Raw genomic sequence first — 16,981 nt, 5'->3', positions numbered from 1 at the left:
TTACCGAATCGAAGCGGTGGCTACCCCCCACCCGATTTACAGCAGTTTAGGGACTCAATCTGGTTCCGAATGCCGGCCGCGAAAATCATGGCATAGAGGCGGGCGATGAATGGCCACCTCGAAGAAAAAGCGCTACACAAGCCGCGATGGCATTTGCTTTGTGGCGCTCCCTCACATCGTGCTGGACTCCATCGCGTTCATCCGATTGTCTGGGCCTGCCGTACGTTTGCTGCTCGACATTGCCCGACAACTAAACGGGAAGAACAACGGCCGATTGGTCGCGTGCAGCAAGTACATGGCACCACGGGGATGGAAGTCAAACGATACACTGCTGCGCGCCCGCCGGGAGCTGGAATCCAGCGGCCTGATCATGGAAACAAGGAAAGGCGCGCGGCCGAACCGTGCGACGTGGTACGCGATTACATGGGATTCGCTCGACTGGGTGCCCGAGATGGACATAAAACGCGAACAGTTTCAGCGCAGCGCGTATGCGAAACACACCCCTCTACCGCCTGTTCCAAAAACAAGCGCCTTATACCGTCAGACGGTATAGAGGGCCGACTGATAGCACCGTCAGACGGTATAGAGACGGCGCCGCTTATACCGTCTGACGGTGCTATCCGACCCTTTTTGCCCACCTCTCTTATACCGCCAGACGGTGCGTATATAGAGTTAACCATCTGCTCTGGAATTTCCGGCCGGCCAAAGCCGGTGCGGAATATTCCAGAGAAAGGAAGCGGGTAGCCGAATGAAACTTTACGCCGTGCATAACGACCGCGTGTTCGAGTACCTGAGTCATACCGAGTACCAGCGGAAAGACGGAAGCGCGGGGCGCCTCGCTACCTGGCGCGCGATGTGCCGTGAATGCGGCGCGTCTTTCCAGATAACGACATCGGCAGCAATCGGGACCGTCGTCGCCTCAAAAGCGTTCGCTCGTGTGCATTGTGATTTGCACAAACGACCTCCCCCAAAAAGGAAGTAGACATGGGAGACAAGATCAAAGGCTTCCCTCCCTGGGGGCGGGTCAAAAGTCAAAGCGATCGATCCGCGAGTACCGGACGCATAGATAGATTTTTTCACGCGCAAGTTTTGTAATTTTTTTTATGCAGATGTTTTAGGAAGGAGAAAGCCCCTTGACCATCCAGAATTTGACACACTCAACGACAATCGTCATAATACTCATATGGGTTGCGAGACGCGCCCATGAATCCTACCTCGTGCGAGATGCACCGACGGAAGGTCGAAGCGCTCCATCTTTGGAGCACCGATCCTCTTGCTTGGAGCTTATCGCATGACTGAAAACCGCTTTTCCCCCTGCTACGAATTCAAACTTGCCGGATCAGAGGCAACGGGCACTTTTGCCGGTTACGCCTCGACCTTTGGCGGGATCCCCGACAGCTACGGCGACATCATCGCGCCTGGCGCTTTTCTTGCCAGCCTGGCTGAACATCGCCAAAAGGGAAGTCTCCCGGCGATGCTTTGGGCGCATCAACCCGATGAACCCATCGGGCGCTGGATTACCCTGAAAGAAGATAGCCACGGCCTGGCTGTGGAGGGCAAGCTGACCATCGGCACCAAGCGCGGGGCAGAAGCCTATGCCCTGATGAATGACGGCGCGCTAGGCTTGTCTGTGGGCTTCCGCGTACAACCCGATGGTGCACGCTACCAAGGATCGACCCGCATCCTGAAGGGTGTCGACCTGCTCGAAATTTCCCCCGTGGCGATGCCTGCAAATTCGTTTGCGCGTGTCACTGGCGTCAAATCTGCACTATCAAAACCCGTAAATATTCGTGAATTCGAGGCCGCGTTGCGCGACGCATGCGGCCTTTCCGTGCGTGAGGCGAAACGGGTTGCCTCAGCCGGATGGTCCGCCCTACAGCATCGAGACGATGCTTCTGACGAACTGACAACTATCGCGGCCCTTTTTTCGGTGGCTGCGCTCGAGATTCAACTAAACCAATAGGAGCAACAATCATGACTATGGAATTTGGAGCACAACAAGCCATACAATCCATTGATGGCTTTAAATCAACCGTTATCGCCCGCCTTTTAAGCATCGAGAAAAAGACCGATGGCGTCGATCAGATAGCCACCTATACCAAGGGCGAGCTTGAAAATATCCGCGCCAAGCAACGCGAATTTGCCGACCAACTGCTTCAAATCGAGCGGAAAGGACCGTCCATCTCAGACTGGAGGCACGACGACTACGGAACCCCTGGCAGCCGTGATTCAATGGGCGCGAAAGTGTGGAAAGAAATCCGCGCCAATTCCGAGATCATGGCGAAGGTGGACAAAATCCGCTTTGAGATCAAAGCGGCCGGTGATCCTCTGACGACAGCCGTTGCGCGAACGGTGCAGTCTGCCGGTGTTGGATCGCCCGGGCCGATGGCCATTGGCGTCCACAACGCCTTCCCTGTGCGCTACATCGGCGCAACCTCAGCCATTGAGTATTCACGATATACAGGCCTGGAGGGTGCAGCGGCCTTGCAATCATCTGAAGGTGCTGCCAAGGCAGCTGTGAGACCGACCTTCACCCTGGTTTCACAAACCGCCCTGACCATCGCCGGTTACAGCAAGATTTCCAAGCAGGCATTGAACGATCAGCAGGAGCTGCAACGCGCCATTGATGTGACGCTGCGCAGGTCGATTGCCAAAGCCCTGGACAGCGAGCTGAACTCGGGCGCCTGGGGCGGTCTGCTGACGCTGGCGACGGCCTACACCAGCCTGGTCTATGACGGACTGGCTGACGCCGCCTCTGAGGCCGTGGCGACGATGCAGGAGGCTGGATTCGTTCCCGATACGGTGGTGATGAGGCCGGCCGACTGGCTGGCGATTACAACGGCCAAAGCAACCGGTTCAGGCGAATACCTGAGCGGCGCTTATCTGGCGCCGTTGCCCGAGCTGCTACGCGGCATGAAGGTGGTGCTGTCGCCAACAGTCACAGCGGGCAAGGTCTTGGTCGTCGATTCATCGCAGATCGAATTACTGGTCGTTGAGGATTTGAATGTTGAGATCGGCACGGACGCCGATGACTTCACCAAGAACGTGCGCACGATCCTGGGTGAACTGCGTGTTGTTCCGACGTTCCGCGCGGTTGGTGCGGCGCGTCTGATTACGCCGGCCTAGTCATTTCGAGGCAGTAAAACAGAACGCCACGGACTTCGGTCTGTGGCGTTTTTTTGTGCCGGGCCCGCCTGTTTCCGATTCGAACGTGCGGCGCCCAACCTCACTATCCGACGACTGCTAGATGGTTAACAGAAGAAAAAAGACCGGCAAATATGCCGGTCTAGTTTACTTGGCGTTTACTTCACTCAATCACTTAGCCCATCATAAAGACTAAGTGATTGATTTTTTGGGGCGATGTACCGGGCTTGAACCGGTGACCCTTGGAATCACAATCCAATGCTCTACCAACTGAGCTAACACCGCCATTGTTCTGGCGCGCCCGGCGAGACTCGAACTCACAACCCCCGGCTTAGAAGGCCGGTGCTCTATCCGGTTGAGCTACGGGCGCGAATCGCGAAACGTTCGGGATGATCTTTCCTTCCAGTACTGCTGGTTGATACTCCGAATCCTGGTCGGGGCGGTGGGATTCGAACTCACGACCCTCTGCTCCCAAAGCAGATGCGCTACCAGGCTGCGCTACGCCCCGAAGAAGCGCGCATTCTACAGATTGCCCCTTTTAAGGTCAATCGCCAATCACTGATTAAGTAGAGGCACAAAAACCTGCCACAGTTGTAGCACAGCGCGCTGGGTACGATACAATCCCCCTGATCGATGTAGTGCGAGCTCCCGGCATTTTGTGGATAGCTTGCAGCGTTTGGCGATTTCTGATATCTAATCGCCTTTTTGCAAAACGACTGGACGGTTTCTGAACATGCCTGAAGATATAAGCCATAAACATTTCGCCCCTTATGTAGCCAAAAAGGGTGAGGAATACATGAGCAAAAGACAATTGGCTCATTTCCGAACCATCCTCGAAACGCTCAAGGCCGAACTGATGGACGACATTGAGCGTACGGTTCACACCATGCAGGATGAGGCAACTGTTTTCGCTGATCCCAATGACCGCGCAAGTCAGGAAACCGACATCGCGATCGAGCTTCGCAATCGTGACCGCGAACGCAAGCTGATCAAGAAGATTGAAGAGACGATCGATCACATCGAGAGTGGTGACTATGGCTACTGCAACGGTTGCGGCGTCGAAATCGGCATCAAGCGCCTTGAGGCACGTCCGACCGCTACTTTATGCATCGACTGCAAAACGCTTGAGGAAGTCCGCGAAAGACAGATCGCCAAATAGCCTGTAGTCACAACGGCATGAACATGTAAAAAGGACGCCGAAGCGTCCTTTTCTTTTGCGCAGCCAAGTTTTCTATGGGCTATTGCGCGGCAGCGCTAGCCACTCCGCCTTCTTCAGCAGTTAGCGCCTTCATCGACAGACGCACACGCCCCTTTTCGTCCGCCTCAAGCACCTTGACGCGGACTTTCTGACCTTCCTTGAGGTAATCGACGACGGCATTGACACGCTCGTTGGCGATCTGGGAAATGTGCAGCAGGCCATCGCGACCGGGCAAAATACTGACGATGGCACCAAAGTCGAGCAGCTTGAGTACGGTGCCTTCGTAGACCTTGCCCACTTCAACATCGGCAGTAATCGCTTCGATACGTGATTTGGCCGCATTGGCTGCTTCACCGCTGATCGAAGCTATGGTTATCGAACCATCTTCCTTGATGTCGATCGTGGTGCCGGTTTCTTCGGTGATCGCGCGAATGACTGCGCCACCCTTGCCGATCACATCGCGAATCTTCTCGGGGTTGATCTTCATCGTGTAGAGGCGCGGCGCGTACGTCGACACTTCTTCGCGATGGCCGGAGACTGAGCTCTGCATCTGGCCAAGGATATGCAAGCGAGCCTCTTTGGCCTGCGCCAGTGCAACATGCATGATTTCCTTGGTGATGCCCTGAATCTTGATGTCCATTTGCAGGGCGGTAATCCCGGTATCGGTACCGGCAACCTTGAAGTCCATATCGCCGAGGTGATCCTCATCGCCGAGAATATCGGTCAGAACGGCGAAACGGTTGCCATCCTTGATCAGGCCCATAGCAATACCAGCAACGTGCGCTTTGAGTGGCACACCGGCATCCATCAATGCCAGCGATGAACCGCAAACCGATGCCATTGAGCTGGACCCGTTGGATTCGGTAATTTCGGAGACGACACGCATGGTGTAGGAAAAATCTTCCGCATTCGGCAGTACGGCAATCATCGCCCGCTTGGCCAGACGACCATGGCCGATTTCACGACGCTTGGGTGTACCTACGCGGCCACATTCGCCCGTAGCATAGGGAGGAAAGTTGTAATGAAGCATGAAGCGATCACGGAACTCACCGGCAAGAGCATCAATGATCTGTTCATCACGGCCTGTACCCAGCGTTGCCACAACCAGTGCCTGTGTTTCGCCACGCGTGAAAAGGGCCGAACCGTGCGTACGAGGTAGGACGCTCGAACGTATGACAATCGGCCTAACCGTGCGCGTATCACGACCGTCGATACGGGGTTCGCCAGCAAGAATGCGGCCACGCACTATCTTTGCCTCAACGTCGAAGAACAGGTTCTTGACGGTGTTGGCATCCGGAGCGTCGCCACTAGCCGTTAGCACGGCAACTGCCTTCTCGGAAATCTCATGAATGCGATGCGTACGCTGCTGTTTGCTGGTAATGCGGAAAGCTTCCTGCAGATCGGCTTCGACCAGATCATTGAGTTTGCCGACCAGCACTTCATTCTTGGCGGCAGGCGCCCAGTTCCATTCCGGCTTGCCGGCTTCGTCGACCAACTCGTTGATGGCGTTGATGACAACCTGCATTTGCTCGTGGCCAAAGACGACAGCACCGAGCATGACATCCTCGGGCAACACGTCGGCCTCCGATTCAACCATCAACACCGCCGACTGAGTACCGGCAACGACGAGGTTGAGCTGGCTGCTCTTGAGTTGTGTCAGCGACGGATTGAGCACATATTGGCCATCGATATACCCGACACGAGCGGCACCGATCGGACCATCAAAGGGGATGCCCGATACAGCCATGGCCGCAGAAGCACCGATAATGGCCGGGATATCCGGGTCAATCTCGGGGTTGAGCGAGACCACCATCGCAACAACCTGCACTTCGTTATAGAAACCTTCCGGGAAGAGCGGACGCAGCGGACGATCGATCAGACGCGAGGTTAGTGTTTCCTTTTCCGACGGGCGGCCTTCGCGCTTGAAGAAACCACCGGGAATCCGGCCAGCCGCATAGGTCTTTTCAATGTAATCAACAGTCAGCGGGAAAAAATCCTGCCCTGGCTTGACCGACTTGTTGCCAACCACCGAGACCAGAACGACGGTATCATCAACCGTCACCATGATGGCCGCACCGGCCTGACGCGCTATCTCACCGGTTTCGAGTGTCACCTGGTGAGCACCATACGTAAAAGATTTCCTGGCGATAGTAAACATTATTTCCTCTCTCAATAGACCAACGCGCGCACCCACGACACCGGAACGCAATTCAACATTGAGCCAACATGGCGAAATGCTGCAGAAACAACAACAGCGGCATCGCCCGCAAAGGGCTGGCCGCTGTCATCCCAACAAATGATCTGCACCCCCAACCGCACAGCGGTTCGGCAGGCAGGCTTATTTACGCAGGCCGAGACGCTGAATCAGGGCACGATAGGAATCAACATTCGTGCCCTTCAGGTAGTCCAGCAACTTGCGTCGACGACTCACCATGCGCAACAGACCGCGACGGGAGTGATGATCCTTGACATGCTCTTTGAAGTGACCGGTCAGGTCGTTGATGCGTGCGGTGAGCAGTGCCACTTGGACTTCGGAGGAACCGGTGTCGCCTGCGGCACGCTGATAATCACTCATGATTTGCGCTTTTTGCGCTACATTGATCGCCATTTCAAACTCTCTTTCGTGAATTGCGACACCGCCCCAGTTTGATAGAGCAAATGCCAGTTAAGGAATGTGTTACTCGCTCGGCGAAGCGAGCTGAGGATTATAGTCTGTTCGACGGCATACGGGCAAGCACGCAAGATCGAGGCAATAAGCGAAACAGAACCGATTGCCACTATCAGGCACATACCAGACGGCGCGGTTTCACCCCGCCCAGGCCGTCGGCCTCGCCCAGGCCGAGCAAGCGTGTCGCGCCATAAACCCGGCATTTTCCCTGAGCCACTTTGATGTTGCCGGCAATGTTGACGGGGTTCCCGTGAGAAAAACGCAGCGCGGCTTCATCGTCCAGATGGACATCCGGCAAGCTTTGCAGCAGCGTATCCGGTGCCAGCAGCCAACTCGCACGATCATCTTCTGATAACAGACTCAACTGATCCAGGGTTACGGCGTCGGAAATACTCAGAGGCCCAATGGCAACCCGACGCAATGCCGTCAAATGGGCGCCACAAGTGAGTGCGTTGCCGATGTCCTCGGCCAAAGTGCGAATGTAAGTGCCCTTGCTGCAAGAGACATGCAAACGACAGGCATTGCCCGAGAAATCGAGTAGCCGCAATTCGTCAATCGTTACCTCCCGGGCCTTCCGCTCAACCTCAATGCCTTGCCTGGCCAGCTGGTAGAGGGGCGTTCCGTTGCGCTTGAGTGCCGAATACATGGGTGGAACCTGACTGATCCGGCCACGGAAGCGCGTCAAGGCGGCTTCCAGATCACACCGCCCGAACTCAATCGGTCGTTGCTGCAGGACAACCCCCTCAGCGTCGCCCGTATCAGTTGTCACACCAAACAGGAGCTCAGCTTCATAGGTCTTGTCGGCTTCAAGCAGATCGGCCGAGAATTTTGTCGCTTCGCCAAAACACAAGGGCAACAGTCCACTTGCCAGAGGGTCAAGCGTACCGGTATGCCCCGCCTTGGCCGCAGAAAACTGACGGCGTGCACTCTGCAACGCCGAGTTGGATGTCATACCACTCGGTTTGTTGAGCAAAAGCACGCCATCGACACGCTGCCAACTACGTCTGGTCTTGTTCATCGCCGGAATCAGTGATCGGGGTTGGATCGGACAACTCGGAAATTGCCACGGCCTCCTGGATCAACTTCGTGAGATCGGCTCCCCGTTCGAGCGATTGATCGAACACGAAATGCAATTGCGGCGTCATGTGAATGCTGATGCGTTTACCCAACTCGCGGCGCAGAAAGCCTGAGGCATTCTGCAGACCGTTCAGGACAGCATCCAGTTGTTCACGTCCCGCCAGGGTACTGAAATAAATCTTGGCGTGCGCATAATCCGCCGTCACCTCAACGTCGGTGATGCTGATCATGCCAACTCGCGGATCTTTGAGTTCAGTGACAATTACGTCAGCCAGCTCCCGGCGGAGCTGTTCGGAAACACGATCCTTGCGTGAGAAACCCCTGTTGGCCGCTGTCACTTACAGTGTCCGGGCGATTTCCGTCACGTCGTACACTTCCAGTTGATCGCCTTCCTGGTAGTCGTTGAAATTTTTCAGCGACAAACCACATTCAAAGCCAGAACGGACTTCCTTGACGTCATCCTTGAAGCGCTTGAGCGACTCGAACTCGCCATCCCAGATAACAATATGGTCGCGCAGCAGTCGCGCGCGCGAAGTACGCCTGACGACGCCTTCGAGCACATAACAGCCGGCGATCGTGCCGATCTTGGTGGCGCGGAAAACCTGGCGTATCTCGACCAAACCGGAGATTTCTTCCCTTCTCTCGGGAGAGAGCATACCGGAAAGCGCAGCCTTGACCTCATCTACGGCATCGTAAATTATGTTGTAGTAGCGAATATCGACACCTACACTCTCGGCCGCCTTGCGTGCACCGGCATCGGCACGCGTATTGAAACCGATGATAACTGCCTTTGACGCCTGAGCGAGATGCACATCGGACTCGCTAATTGCACCCACAGCGCCGTGAATGATATTCACCTTGACTTCGTCGGTCGAAAGCTTTTGCAAGGACTGGACAAGCGCTTCCTGCGAGCCCTGCACATCGGCCTTGACGATGAGTGGCAGCATTTTGACTTCAGCTTCCGTCATCTGATCGAGGATGGTTTCGAGATTGGCAGCCTGCTTCTTGGCCAGTTTGACATCACGGAACTTGCCCTGCCGGAAAAGCGCTATTTCACGTGCTTTGCGCTCGTCACCCAGGACAACGGCCTCCTGCCCCGCAGCAGGAACATCCGAGAGTCCGAGAATCTCGACAGGAATCGACGGCCCGGCTTCCTTTATCGATTTGCCGTTTTCATCAAGCATCGCGCGGATACGGCCAAAAACCTCGCCGGCCAGCAGAACGTCACCTTGGCGAAGCGTTCCGGACTGGACCAGCATGGTCGCCACCGGACCACGCCCCTTGTCAAGGCGCGCTTCAATAATCAGGCCTTTCGCCGGGGCATCGACAGGTGCCTTCAGCTCGAGCACTTCGGCCTGCAGCAGCACATTTTCGAGCAGCTCGTCGATTCCCACGCCGGTCTTGGCGGAGACTGAAATGAACGGAGCGTCACCGCCGTAATCTTCCGGAACAACCTGTTCGGCAACCAGCTCCTGCTTGACACGCTCAGGGTTGGCTTCGGCCTTGTCAATTTTGTTCACCGCGACAATGAGTGGAACTCCCGCCGCTTTGGCGTGATGAATTGCTTCTTTTGTTTGCGGCATCACACCATCGTCCGCAGCAACAACCAGGATAACCAGGTCAGTCGCTTTCGCACCGCGTGCACGCATCGCTGTAAAGGCTTCGTGCCCCGGTGTATCAAGGAAGGTCACCATGCCGCGATCGGTTTCAACATGATAGGCGCCGATATGTTGTGTAATGCCGCCTGCTTCGCCGGAAGCCACCCGCGTACGTCGTATGTAATCAAGCAATGACGTCTTGCCATGATCAACGTGGCCCATGACGGTTACAACCGGGGCTCGCGGTTCCTGAGGCGCATCCTTGTGAGCCTCGTCGTCAATGAAGGCGTCCGGATCGTCGAGCTTGGCTGCAAAGGCCTTGTGACCCATTTCCTCCACAATAATCATTGCGGTTTCCTGATCCAGAACCTGGTTGATCGTTACCATCGAACCCATCTTCATCAGAGTCTTGATCACTTCAGTGGCCTTGACTGTCATCTTGTGTGCCAGATCGGAAACCGAGATCGTTTCCGGAACGTGCACCTCGTGGACGACCGCTTCGGTAGGCGCCTGGAAGGAATGCGCCTCGTCGGTCTCCGCGCCGCGAGTGCTGCGTTTTCCATGCTTGTTGTCGCGCCAGCCCGTGCCTCCAATAGCACCACGCGTCCTCAGCCCATGGCGCTTGTTGGCCCCCTCGTTCTTCCACTGCCCCCGCTTGTCAGCTGCTTTCTTATCAGCTGAGCCGGGTTTGGCGGGCGGTTTGTGCAGGGTCTTGTCTTCGGCAGGTTTGTCGCTCGCAGTCTGGGCTGCAAGCTTTTTTGCTGCTTCAGCGGCGCGGGCGGCGACCGCCTTCTCTTCGGCCTCAAGCTTCAGACGCACCAGATCGTCAACCCGCTGCTGCTTCTCCAGGTACTCCGCCTCCTGACGTGCTCGCAATTCGGAATTGCGACGATCCTCTTCGGCACGAAGTCGCTGCTGTTCTTCACCAATGATCGATGCGCGAGTCACTACCTTCTTGGTGCCGGCGGCGGCTTTGGAGTCACCGTCCGGGACAATTTCAGGCGCAGCACTCTCCTGGGGTGCTGCATCATCAGCCAAATCGACGGCCGGTTCAACGACCGGTTCGACTGCAATTTCAACGACCGGTTCTGGAGCAGCAATCGGCGCCTGCGGTTCGACAGCGGGAGCTTCGGCATGTATTTCCGGCTGAATCTCAGCACGGTTCTCCGGAGCATCGCGTTTGACGAGAACCCGCTTCTTGCGGACTTCAACTTGAACCATGTGCGATTTACCGCGGGAATCCTGCGATCGAATCTCGCTGGTCTCCTTGCGTGTCAGGGTGATCTTGGTCTTGGCTCCGCCCTCACCGTGTGAGCGACGCAGATACTCCAGCAGCCTTGACTTATCCTGCTCGGAAAGCAGGTCATCGGCATTGTTCTTGGCGACGCCGGCTTTTTGCAACTGCTCGAGCAGCGCACCTGCCGGCATCTTCAGGTCGGTGGCAAATTGGGATACATTTATTTGCGCCATGTGGAATCCTCTTTTCTACTTACTCAAACCAGTGCGCGCGCGCCGTGGTAATCAGTTGTTTGGCACGATCAGCATCGATACCGGTCATTTCTGTGAGCTCGTCGACAGCCAGATCCGCCAGGTCGTCACGTGTCTTGATGCCCTGACTCGCCAATTTGCCGGCCAGTGACTTGTCCATCCCCTCGAGGGCGAGCATGTCTTCGGCCACATCGCCGATCTGCTCTTCGGTAACGATGGCCTCGGTCAACAACACGTTCCGCGCACGATCGCGCAGTTCCTGAACCGTGGCTTCATCAAATGCTTCGATCTCGAGCATTTCATGCAGGGGAATGTACGCAACCTCCTCAAGCGTCGATATACCTTCGTTGATCAGGATATTGGCCACTTCTTCATCGACGTCAAGCTTTTCCATGAACAGCACGCGAATGGCCGCAGATTCGGCCTCGACGCGTGTTTTCGACTCTTCCTCTGTCATCAGATTGATCGCCCAACCAGTCATTTCCGACGCCAGGCGAACGTTCTGACCACCACGCCCGATGGCGATCGCCAGGTTATCTTCATCGACAACGACATCCATGCTGTGCCGGTCCTCGTCAACAACGACCGACTGCACCTCGGCAGGCGCCAGTGCGCCGACGACGAACTGCGCCGGATCAGCCGACCAGAGCACGATATCGACCCGCTCACCCGCCAATTCATTGGTCACCGCGGTAACGCGCATACCGCGCATACCCACACAGGTGCCGATCGGATCGACACGCTGATCGTTGGACTTGACGGCGATCTTGGCGCGCATACCGGCATCACGGGCGGCCGCTTTGATCTCCAGCAGGCCGTCATCGACCTCGGGAACTTCAAGCTCGAACAGCTTGATGATGAACTCCGGGGCGGTACGCGAAAGTATGAGTTGCGGGCCACGGGCGGCGCGATCAATGCGCAACAGGTAAGCCTTGACACGATCACCGATGCGCAGATTCTCACGTGGAATCATTTGATCACGGGGCAACACGGCCTCTATCTTTCCCGCTTCTATAATTGCATTGCCGCGTTCCATACGCTTGATGGTTCCGGTAACGAGATGCTCCTTGCGCTCAAGGAAATCGTTGAGAATCTGATCGCGTTCGGCATCGCGTATTTTTTGCAGTATTACCTGCTTGGCCGCCTGCGCGCCAATCCGACCGAAATCGATCGGCTCCAGAAACTCTTCGAGGTAATCGCCGATCTCGACTTCGGGATCCTGCTTCTGGGCTTCGGAGAGAGGGATATGGTAAGCCTCGTAAATGAAATCCGAGTCGGCCACGATTTCCCAGCGGCGATAAGTCTCGAAATCACCGGTTTCGCGGTCAACTACGACACGGACGTCCGCCTCGTCATGAACGCGCTTTTTGGTAGCCGACGCAAGCGCCAATTCCAGCGCACCGAAGACAATGTCCTTGGTCACGTTCTTCTCGCGCGCCAGCACATCCACCAGCAGCAAAATTTCGCGGCTCATAATCTCACCATCCCCCTAATCCAGCCTGATCATCTATGGTCGAACTTTGGAACCAGCCGAGCCTTGTCGATGTTGCCAAGATTCAGCTCCATATCGCCCGTATCAGTCGTCAGGCTTATTATTCCGTTCTGCACGCTCTGCAAAACGCCGTTAAAATTGCGCTGACCATTCTTCGTCGGGAGCCGCAACCTCAAATTAATCTGCGAACCGACAAACCGCTCGAAATCCGCCAATTTCTTCAACACCCGGTCCAGACCCGGCGAAGAAACTTCGAGACGATCGTAGTCAACGTTCTCGACAGTCAGTACTCGGGACAACTGGTTACTGACCAGCGCACAATCCTCCACATCGACACCATCCGGTTTGTCGATAAAGAGACGCAACACCCGGCCTCGTGGGCTTTGCTCGATGTCTACGAGCTCGTACCCGAGACCGGTCACCGTTTTATCGATAAGTTCGTGCAAATCCATTCCCACAAATAAAAAATGGGCGAAAGCCCATCCCCGAAAAAATTGCCCCCTGGAGGGCGAGCGGAAAACCGTTGGATTATAACGACAATTTGTGCCGCCGTAAATCGGCAGATCATATTCTTGCGACTGCTTCATCGCCTTGGAAGCGCGCGCAAGTAACGATTCCGGGCATCTGTATTGCTGCTCGTCTGATACGTTGAGGATTTCTTCCCCTACCCTGAGGAATTGCGTTTCTGCAATACGTTCACGGACGCATTTCCGACGGATTCCGAATAATCTGGCGAAAAAAAACCTCGCTCAATTGGCGAGGTTCGTGGTGAAGTTCGTTTCGCTGCGGGGAATACCCCGTCGACTTACTTCAGCTTGATTTCCTTGTACGCCACGTGCTTGCGCGCCTTCGGATCGTATTTCTTGATTTCCATCTTTTCCGGCATGGTCTTCTTGTTCTTGGTCGTGGTGTAGAAATGACCGGTGCCGGCGGTCGATTCGAGTTTGATTTTTTCGCGCATGGCCTGGCTTCCTGGTCAGAGTTCGCCGCGCGCACGCAGATCAGCGAGCACGACGTCGATACCGTTCTTGTCGATGGTGCGCAGTCCGGCGTTCGAGACGCGCAGGCGCACCCAGTGGTTTTCGCTCTCTACCCAGAAGCGGCGATACTGCAGGTTCGGCAGGAAACGGCGCTTGGTTCGGTTGTTGGCATGGGATACATTGTTCCCGACCATCGGGCCTTTGCCCGTCACTTGGCAGACTCGCGCCATGATTGTTGCTCCAGTTGTGCTTGGGATGAAGGTCGAGGATTCTAGCTCAAAACAAGGGCTTGCCTCAAGTCATTTCTGGACAGACGCGCTCAAGGCTCCTGTCAAGCCGTTGCCCGGCCGTATGCTGGTCGTGTGCTTTTTCTGCCAGACCCTTTCAACCAGCGTCAAACGTCGAGCGGGTCGCGTCGCCCGTTGTCAGCGGCTCACCTATGCGTGATTGCAACTTGCCGGGTTAACATGTAATGCCATCGCTCGTGGAGGAGCATACATGGAGATTTCCGATGAAAGAGCTCGCTGAACGTTTCGGTTTTTCTTTTTTGGCGGAACCCTGGCTGGCGAAAGCGTTGATCGCGATCGTCGCCACGGTGGCGCTGAACTTTTTTGCCAACTGGCTGCTGCGAAAGGCGACTCGAAAACCGAAGGATTCGACAGATGCGTGGAATGATATTCTTTTCCACGCGGCTCGGCGTCCGTTACCCGCCGTAATCTGGGTGGTCGGCATTGCTTTCGCTGCTGGAATCGTACGCCGCCATGCCGACGATCCGTTGTTCGACCTGTTCCCACCGCTTCGAGACGTTGGCGTGGTGACCTGTTTTGCATGGTTCCTGTTCCGCATGATTCATCTCGCCAGCGCACATTACGTTTCGCGAAAGGTGCGTGAGGGCGATGAAGTCGACAAGACCACCGTCGACGCATTCTCCAAGCTTGGCCGCCTGACGGTCGTCCTTACTGCGGCACTGGTCATCATGCAGACGCTGGGATTCAGCGTTGCCGGTATTCTCGCGGCCGGCGGTATCGGCGGTATCGCCGTCGGCTTCGCAGCGAAGGACATCATCGCCAACTTTTTTGGTGGTCTGACGATCTATCTGGACCGTCCATTCAGCGTCGGCGACTGGATTCGCTCCCCCGACAAACAGATCGAAGGCACCGTCGAGGTGATCAGTTGGCGCCACACCCGCATTCGGGCCTTCAACAAAAATCCGATTTACGTACCGAACGCCGTGTTCACTACCATCGTGGTCGAGAATCCTTCGCGCATGAGCCATCGCCGCATCAAGGAAACCGTCGGCATCCGTTACGCGGATATCGACAAAATGGCTGCCATCGTTGCGGATGTAAGAGCCATGCTTGAGCAGCACCCGGAGATCGACGCCAAGCAGACGCTCATCGTCAACTTTGACAAATTCGCGGATTCGTCGCTTAACTTCTTTATCTACACCTTCACCAATACCACCCAGTGGGTGCATTATCACGAAATAAAACAGGATGCTCTCCTGCGGATAGCCGGAATCATCGCCCGTCATCGTGCCGAGATCGCCTTCCCGACACAAACGCTGCACATCGAGCAAACTCTGGAAGAACCCCCGCTGAAATGAATCAATATCAGGGCGTGCCATTCCCCGTGGAATGCACCGGGGCGTACTCGAATTGATCGATCAGATCGTCGGCATCGCGCAGAAACTTGAGATCGCCGATGGCCATGGCATTTCGTCCGGCGAGAGCCGCAATGTCGCTGGGCAACTGATCGGCTGTCGGCATCGGAGCCCCGCCAACCAGCACCGGGATCACCCTTACTCCGGCAAGCAGTGCAGCCGCAATCTCGCGGCGTACCAGATCGCTTTCGGCATCCAGCCGGCGTTGGCCATGTTCATCTCGCAACTCGAGCCATTGGGGTCCGATCACCGCCAGAACGATATCGACCCGGGACAGACTGTCGGCGATGAAACGATCGAAATCTTCTCCAGCCGGGATCGACTCCAGATCGAGGAACACCCGTTCGGCACCAAGACGTGCCACCAGCCGGTCATGCAGCCGCCCTACCCTGGGACCGCTGTCAGCTCGCCGGTAGCTGATGAATACGCCACGCACGGTGATTCGGCGCGGCCCCGGCACGATGGCAAGCAATGCCCACAAAAGGAGCAATCCATCAACGAGCAGGAGCAGCGCCCACCAAACCGGCTGTTGGCGCAGGCGGCTAAGGAGATCTTCGCCCAGGGGCTGTCCATCCTCGAGCACCCAGGCGTCGCCGCCCACCGTCAGATCAGCCATGTCCGACCGCAGCTGCAGCGAACGTACGGTGATCGGCCCGACGCTTTCCGGACAATCGCCAGTGGCCAGTCGCCCTGCAGCCCGCCACAGCAGGCTCCCGGCCGTGCCGCCACACGCGAGAAGGGATCCTGCGCCAGGAGCGGCCTCTATACCGAGTGCTGACACCGCCAGGCCGCCGCCTTCCCGACCCGTGAAGGTTCCGAATTCAAGGTCGGCAGACTGTGAGGCTTGCGGCTTGTCCGGCAGACTGATGATTGCCCGCATGCTTGCCTCCGGCGGAATCAGCAACTTTATTGGCAGGGCTCCTGGTAGCAAAAGCTCGGTCTCGCCAAGCCGCAACATCTTGCGCGGCGCGTGTGCATCGCCAGTCCACGGCAGTGCAAGAGTGACTTCCAGCGGCGCGCCACGTGCAAGCAATTCCAAGCGCACCTGGCGAGGGGTGGCGCCGGCCAGAACGCGCAGCAGCAACGTGCGGGGAAGCTTGCCAGAGTCGACCGCCGCCACCTCGAAACTTGACATGCTTTCGGCTCCGATCCCCGGTTCGGCACGGGTAATCCAGCTCGCTGGCGCTTCGACGGCTGGCGCCATGATCCCCACACGACGCAGAAGCTCCAGTGTTTCCGGCGCCAAACGCGCCTGCTCGAAACGCAGGTCAAGGCCGCCTTCACGGCCCGAAGTGTAAGTAACGAGGACTCTTTCCGAGACCGGGTGACTCAGCGTAATCGCCTGTCCGGGCAATGCTCTTAGAGAACCGATCGAATCGAGATTGACGCTGGTGCGCGGCGAGGTGAGCGCGAGCTGGCCTGCTAGGGCAAGCAGTAGCAGCCCCACGGCCCACGGCCAGAGGGCCCGCAGTTCCCGCAGCCAGCGGTAGCGCAATATGGACGCGAACATCGCGTCAGCGCGTGACTTCAACCGTCCAGGCCGACCACGCTGCAACCCAGTCGCCCCCGGCCTGCGCGCTCAGCCAGGCGCGAACCTGCATCAGATGCTGGCCCAGTGAAGGTTGCCGGTCGGCATCGGTTCCGTCCCAGATCAGGGGTTTGTCACGGCCCAC

The 16,981-nt window shown here is 56.7% G+C and carries 15 protein-coding genes and 3 tRNA genes; 5 read left to right on the top strand and 13 right to left on the bottom strand.

Going from position 1 to position 16,981, the window contains the following annotated elements; translation table 11 throughout:
* Positions 1-109 precede the first annotated feature (109 nt).
* From PROAA_RS06225 to PROAA_RS06215, 3 genes are all read left to right on the top strand, one after another.
* Positions 110-553, top strand: coding sequence for a hypothetical protein (locus PROAA_RS06225; RefSeq protein WP_186410508.1), 444 nt, complete (start codon positions 110-112; stop codon positions 551-553).
* Positions 554-1,291: 738 nt separating this feature from the next.
* On the top strand, positions 1,292-1,963 hold the full coding sequence (locus tag PROAA_RS06220) for an HK97 family phage prohead protease (protein WP_186410507.1): 672 nt from the start codon (positions 1,292-1,294) through the stop codon (positions 1,961-1,963).
* 11 nt (positions 1,964-1,974) lie between these two features.
* Positions 1,975-3,126, top strand: a complete 1,152-nt coding sequence (locus PROAA_RS06215; protein WP_186410506.1) for a phage major capsid protein — start codon at positions 1,975-1,977, stop codon at positions 3,124-3,126.
* Between the two features lie 227 nt (positions 3,127-3,353).
* Here PROAA_RS06215 and PROAA_RS06210 read toward each other — a convergent pair.
* The 3 genes from PROAA_RS06210 to PROAA_RS06200 all read right to left on the bottom strand — a co-directional run bounded on the left by PROAA_RS06210 (position 3,354) and on the right by PROAA_RS06200 (position 3,652).
* Positions 3,354-3,429 (bottom strand) — tRNA-His (locus PROAA_RS06210).
* A gap of 8 nt (positions 3,430-3,437) precedes the next feature.
* A tRNA-Arg gene (locus tag PROAA_RS06205) sits at positions 3,438-3,514 on the bottom strand.
* 61 nt (positions 3,515-3,575) lie between these two features.
* Positions 3,576-3,652, bottom strand: a tRNA-Pro gene (locus PROAA_RS06200).
* A gap of 225 nt (positions 3,653-3,877) precedes the next feature.
* Here PROAA_RS06200 and dksA point away from each other — a divergent pair.
* Positions 3,878-4,303 carry an RNA polymerase-binding protein DksA gene (gene dksA / locus PROAA_RS06195; RefSeq protein WP_186410505.1) on the top strand — a complete coding sequence of 142 codons (426 nt, stop codon included), beginning with the start codon at positions 3,878-3,880 and terminating at the stop codon, positions 4,301-4,303.
* A 79-nt stretch (positions 4,304-4,382) separates the two neighbouring features.
* On the opposite strand, the gene pnp is transcribed toward dksA, so the two are convergent.
* The 9 genes from pnp to rpmB all read right to left on the bottom strand — a co-directional run bounded on the left by pnp (position 4,383) and on the right by rpmB (position 13,875).
* Positions 4,383-6,500: a polyribonucleotide nucleotidyltransferase gene (gene pnp, locus PROAA_RS06190; protein WP_186410504.1), complete on the bottom strand. Its 2,118-nt coding sequence runs from the start codon at positions 6,498-6,500 to the stop codon at positions 4,383-4,385.
* Between the two features lie 180 nt (positions 6,501-6,680).
* On the bottom strand, positions 6,681-6,950 hold the full coding sequence (rpsO, locus tag PROAA_RS06185) for a 30S ribosomal protein S15 (protein WP_186410503.1): 270 nt from the start codon (positions 6,948-6,950) through the stop codon (positions 6,681-6,683).
* Between the two features lie 172 nt (positions 6,951-7,122).
* Positions 7,123-8,028, bottom strand: coding sequence for a tRNA pseudouridine(55) synthase TruB (truB, locus tag PROAA_RS06180; protein ID WP_186410502.1), 906 nt, complete (start codon positions 8,026-8,028; stop codon positions 7,123-7,125).
* Positions 8,009-8,425: a 30S ribosome-binding factor RbfA gene (rbfA, locus tag PROAA_RS06175; RefSeq protein WP_186410501.1), complete on the bottom strand. Its 417-nt coding sequence runs from the start codon at positions 8,423-8,425 to the stop codon at positions 8,009-8,011. The genes truB and rbfA overlap by 20 nt, the downstream gene beginning before the upstream one ends.
* Positions 8,426-11,155, bottom strand: coding sequence for a translation initiation factor IF-2 (infB, locus tag PROAA_RS06170; RefSeq protein WP_186410500.1), 2,730 nt, complete (start codon positions 11,153-11,155; stop codon positions 8,426-8,428).
* A gap of 19 nt (positions 11,156-11,174) precedes the next feature.
* Positions 11,175-12,647 carry a transcription termination factor NusA gene (gene nusA, locus PROAA_RS06165; protein ID WP_186410499.1) on the bottom strand — a complete coding sequence of 491 codons (1,473 nt, stop codon included), beginning with the start codon at positions 12,645-12,647 and terminating at the stop codon, positions 11,175-11,177.
* Between the two features lie 29 nt (positions 12,648-12,676).
* Positions 12,677-13,117 (bottom strand): ribosome maturation factor RimP, encoded by a 441-nt coding sequence (gene rimP / locus PROAA_RS06160; protein WP_186410509.1) that lies wholly within the window; start codon positions 13,115-13,117, stop codon positions 12,677-12,679.
* A 353-nt stretch (positions 13,118-13,470) separates the two neighbouring features.
* On the bottom strand, positions 13,471-13,626 hold the full coding sequence (gene rpmG, locus PROAA_RS06155; RefSeq protein ID WP_186410498.1) for a 50S ribosomal protein L33: 156 nt from the start codon (positions 13,624-13,626) through the stop codon (positions 13,471-13,473).
* A gap of 15 nt (positions 13,627-13,641) precedes the next feature.
* Positions 13,642-13,875 carry a 50S ribosomal protein L28 gene (rpmB, locus tag PROAA_RS06150; RefSeq protein WP_186410497.1) on the bottom strand — a complete coding sequence of 78 codons (234 nt, stop codon included), beginning with the start codon at positions 13,873-13,875 and terminating at the stop codon, positions 13,642-13,644.
* Between the two features lie 281 nt (positions 13,876-14,156).
* On the opposite strand from rpmB, the gene PROAA_RS06145 reads away from it, so the two are divergent.
* Positions 14,157-15,251: a mechanosensitive ion channel family protein gene (locus PROAA_RS06145; protein WP_186410496.1), complete on the top strand. Its 1,095-nt coding sequence runs from the start codon at positions 14,157-14,159 to the stop codon at positions 15,249-15,251.
* 7 nt (positions 15,252-15,258) lie between these two features.
* Here the strand turns inward: PROAA_RS06145 and PROAA_RS06140 are convergent, their stop codons facing one another.
* Positions 15,259-16,818: a toll/interleukin-1 receptor domain-containing protein gene (locus PROAA_RS06140; RefSeq protein WP_186410495.1), complete on the bottom strand. Its 1,560-nt coding sequence runs from the start codon at positions 16,816-16,818 to the stop codon at positions 15,259-15,261.
* Positions 16,819-16,981 lie beyond the last annotated feature (163 nt).

This window comes from Candidatus Propionivibrio aalborgensis (genome assembly GCF_900089945.1).
GTDB lineage: Bacteria > Pseudomonadota > Gammaproteobacteria > Burkholderiales > Rhodocyclaceae > Propionivibrio > Propionivibrio aalborgensis.
This window is presented reverse-complemented; position numbering and strand designations above follow the sequence as displayed.

Bases quoted from the DNA above. Each gene is read 5' to 3' on its own strand.
- PROAA_RS06225 (WP_186410508.1), top strand. From the start codon at position 110: ATGGCCACCTCGAAGAAAAAGCGCTACACAAGCCGCGATGGCATTTGC.
- PROAA_RS06220 (WP_186410507.1), top strand. From the start codon at position 1,292: ATGACTGAAAACCGCTTTTCCCCCTGCTACGAATTCAAACTTGCCGGA.
- PROAA_RS06215 (WP_186410506.1), top strand. From the start codon at position 1,975: ATGACTATGGAATTTGGAGCACAACAAGCCATACAATCCATTGATGGC.
- dksA (WP_186410505.1), top strand. From the start codon at position 3,878: ATGCCTGAAGATATAAGCCATAAACATTTCGCCCCTTATGTAGCCAAA.
- pnp (WP_186410504.1), bottom strand. From the start codon at position 6,500: ATGTTTACTATCGCCAGGAAATCTTTTACGTATGGTGCTCACCAGGTG.
- rpsO (WP_186410503.1), bottom strand. From the start codon at position 6,950: ATGGCGATCAATGTAGCGCAAAAAGCGCAAATCATGAGTGATTATCAG.
- truB (WP_186410502.1), bottom strand. From the start codon at position 8,028: ATGAACAAGACCAGACGTAGTTGGCAGCGTGTCGATGGCGTGCTTTTG.
- infB (WP_186410500.1), bottom strand. From the start codon at position 11,155: ATGGCGCAAATAAATGTATCCCAATTTGCCACCGACCTGAAGATGCCG.
- nusA (WP_186410499.1), bottom strand. From the start codon at position 12,647: ATGAGCCGCGAAATTTTGCTGCTGGTGGATGTGCTGGCGCGCGAGAAG.
- rimP (WP_186410509.1), bottom strand. From the start codon at position 13,117: ATGGATTTGCACGAACTTATCGATAAAACGGTGACCGGTCTCGGGTAC.
- rpmG (WP_186410498.1), bottom strand. From the start codon at position 13,626: ATGCGCGAAAAAATCAAACTCGAATCGACCGCCGGCACCGGTCATTTC.
- rpmB (WP_186410497.1), bottom strand. From the start codon at position 13,875: ATGGCGCGAGTCTGCCAAGTGACGGGCAAAGGCCCGATGGTCGGGAAC.
- PROAA_RS06145 (WP_186410496.1), top strand. From the start codon at position 14,157: ATGAAAGAGCTCGCTGAACGTTTCGGTTTTTCTTTTTTGGCGGAACCC.
- PROAA_RS06140 (WP_186410495.1), bottom strand. From the start codon at position 16,818: ATGTTCGCGTCCATATTGCGCTACCGCTGGCTGCGGGAACTGCGGGCC.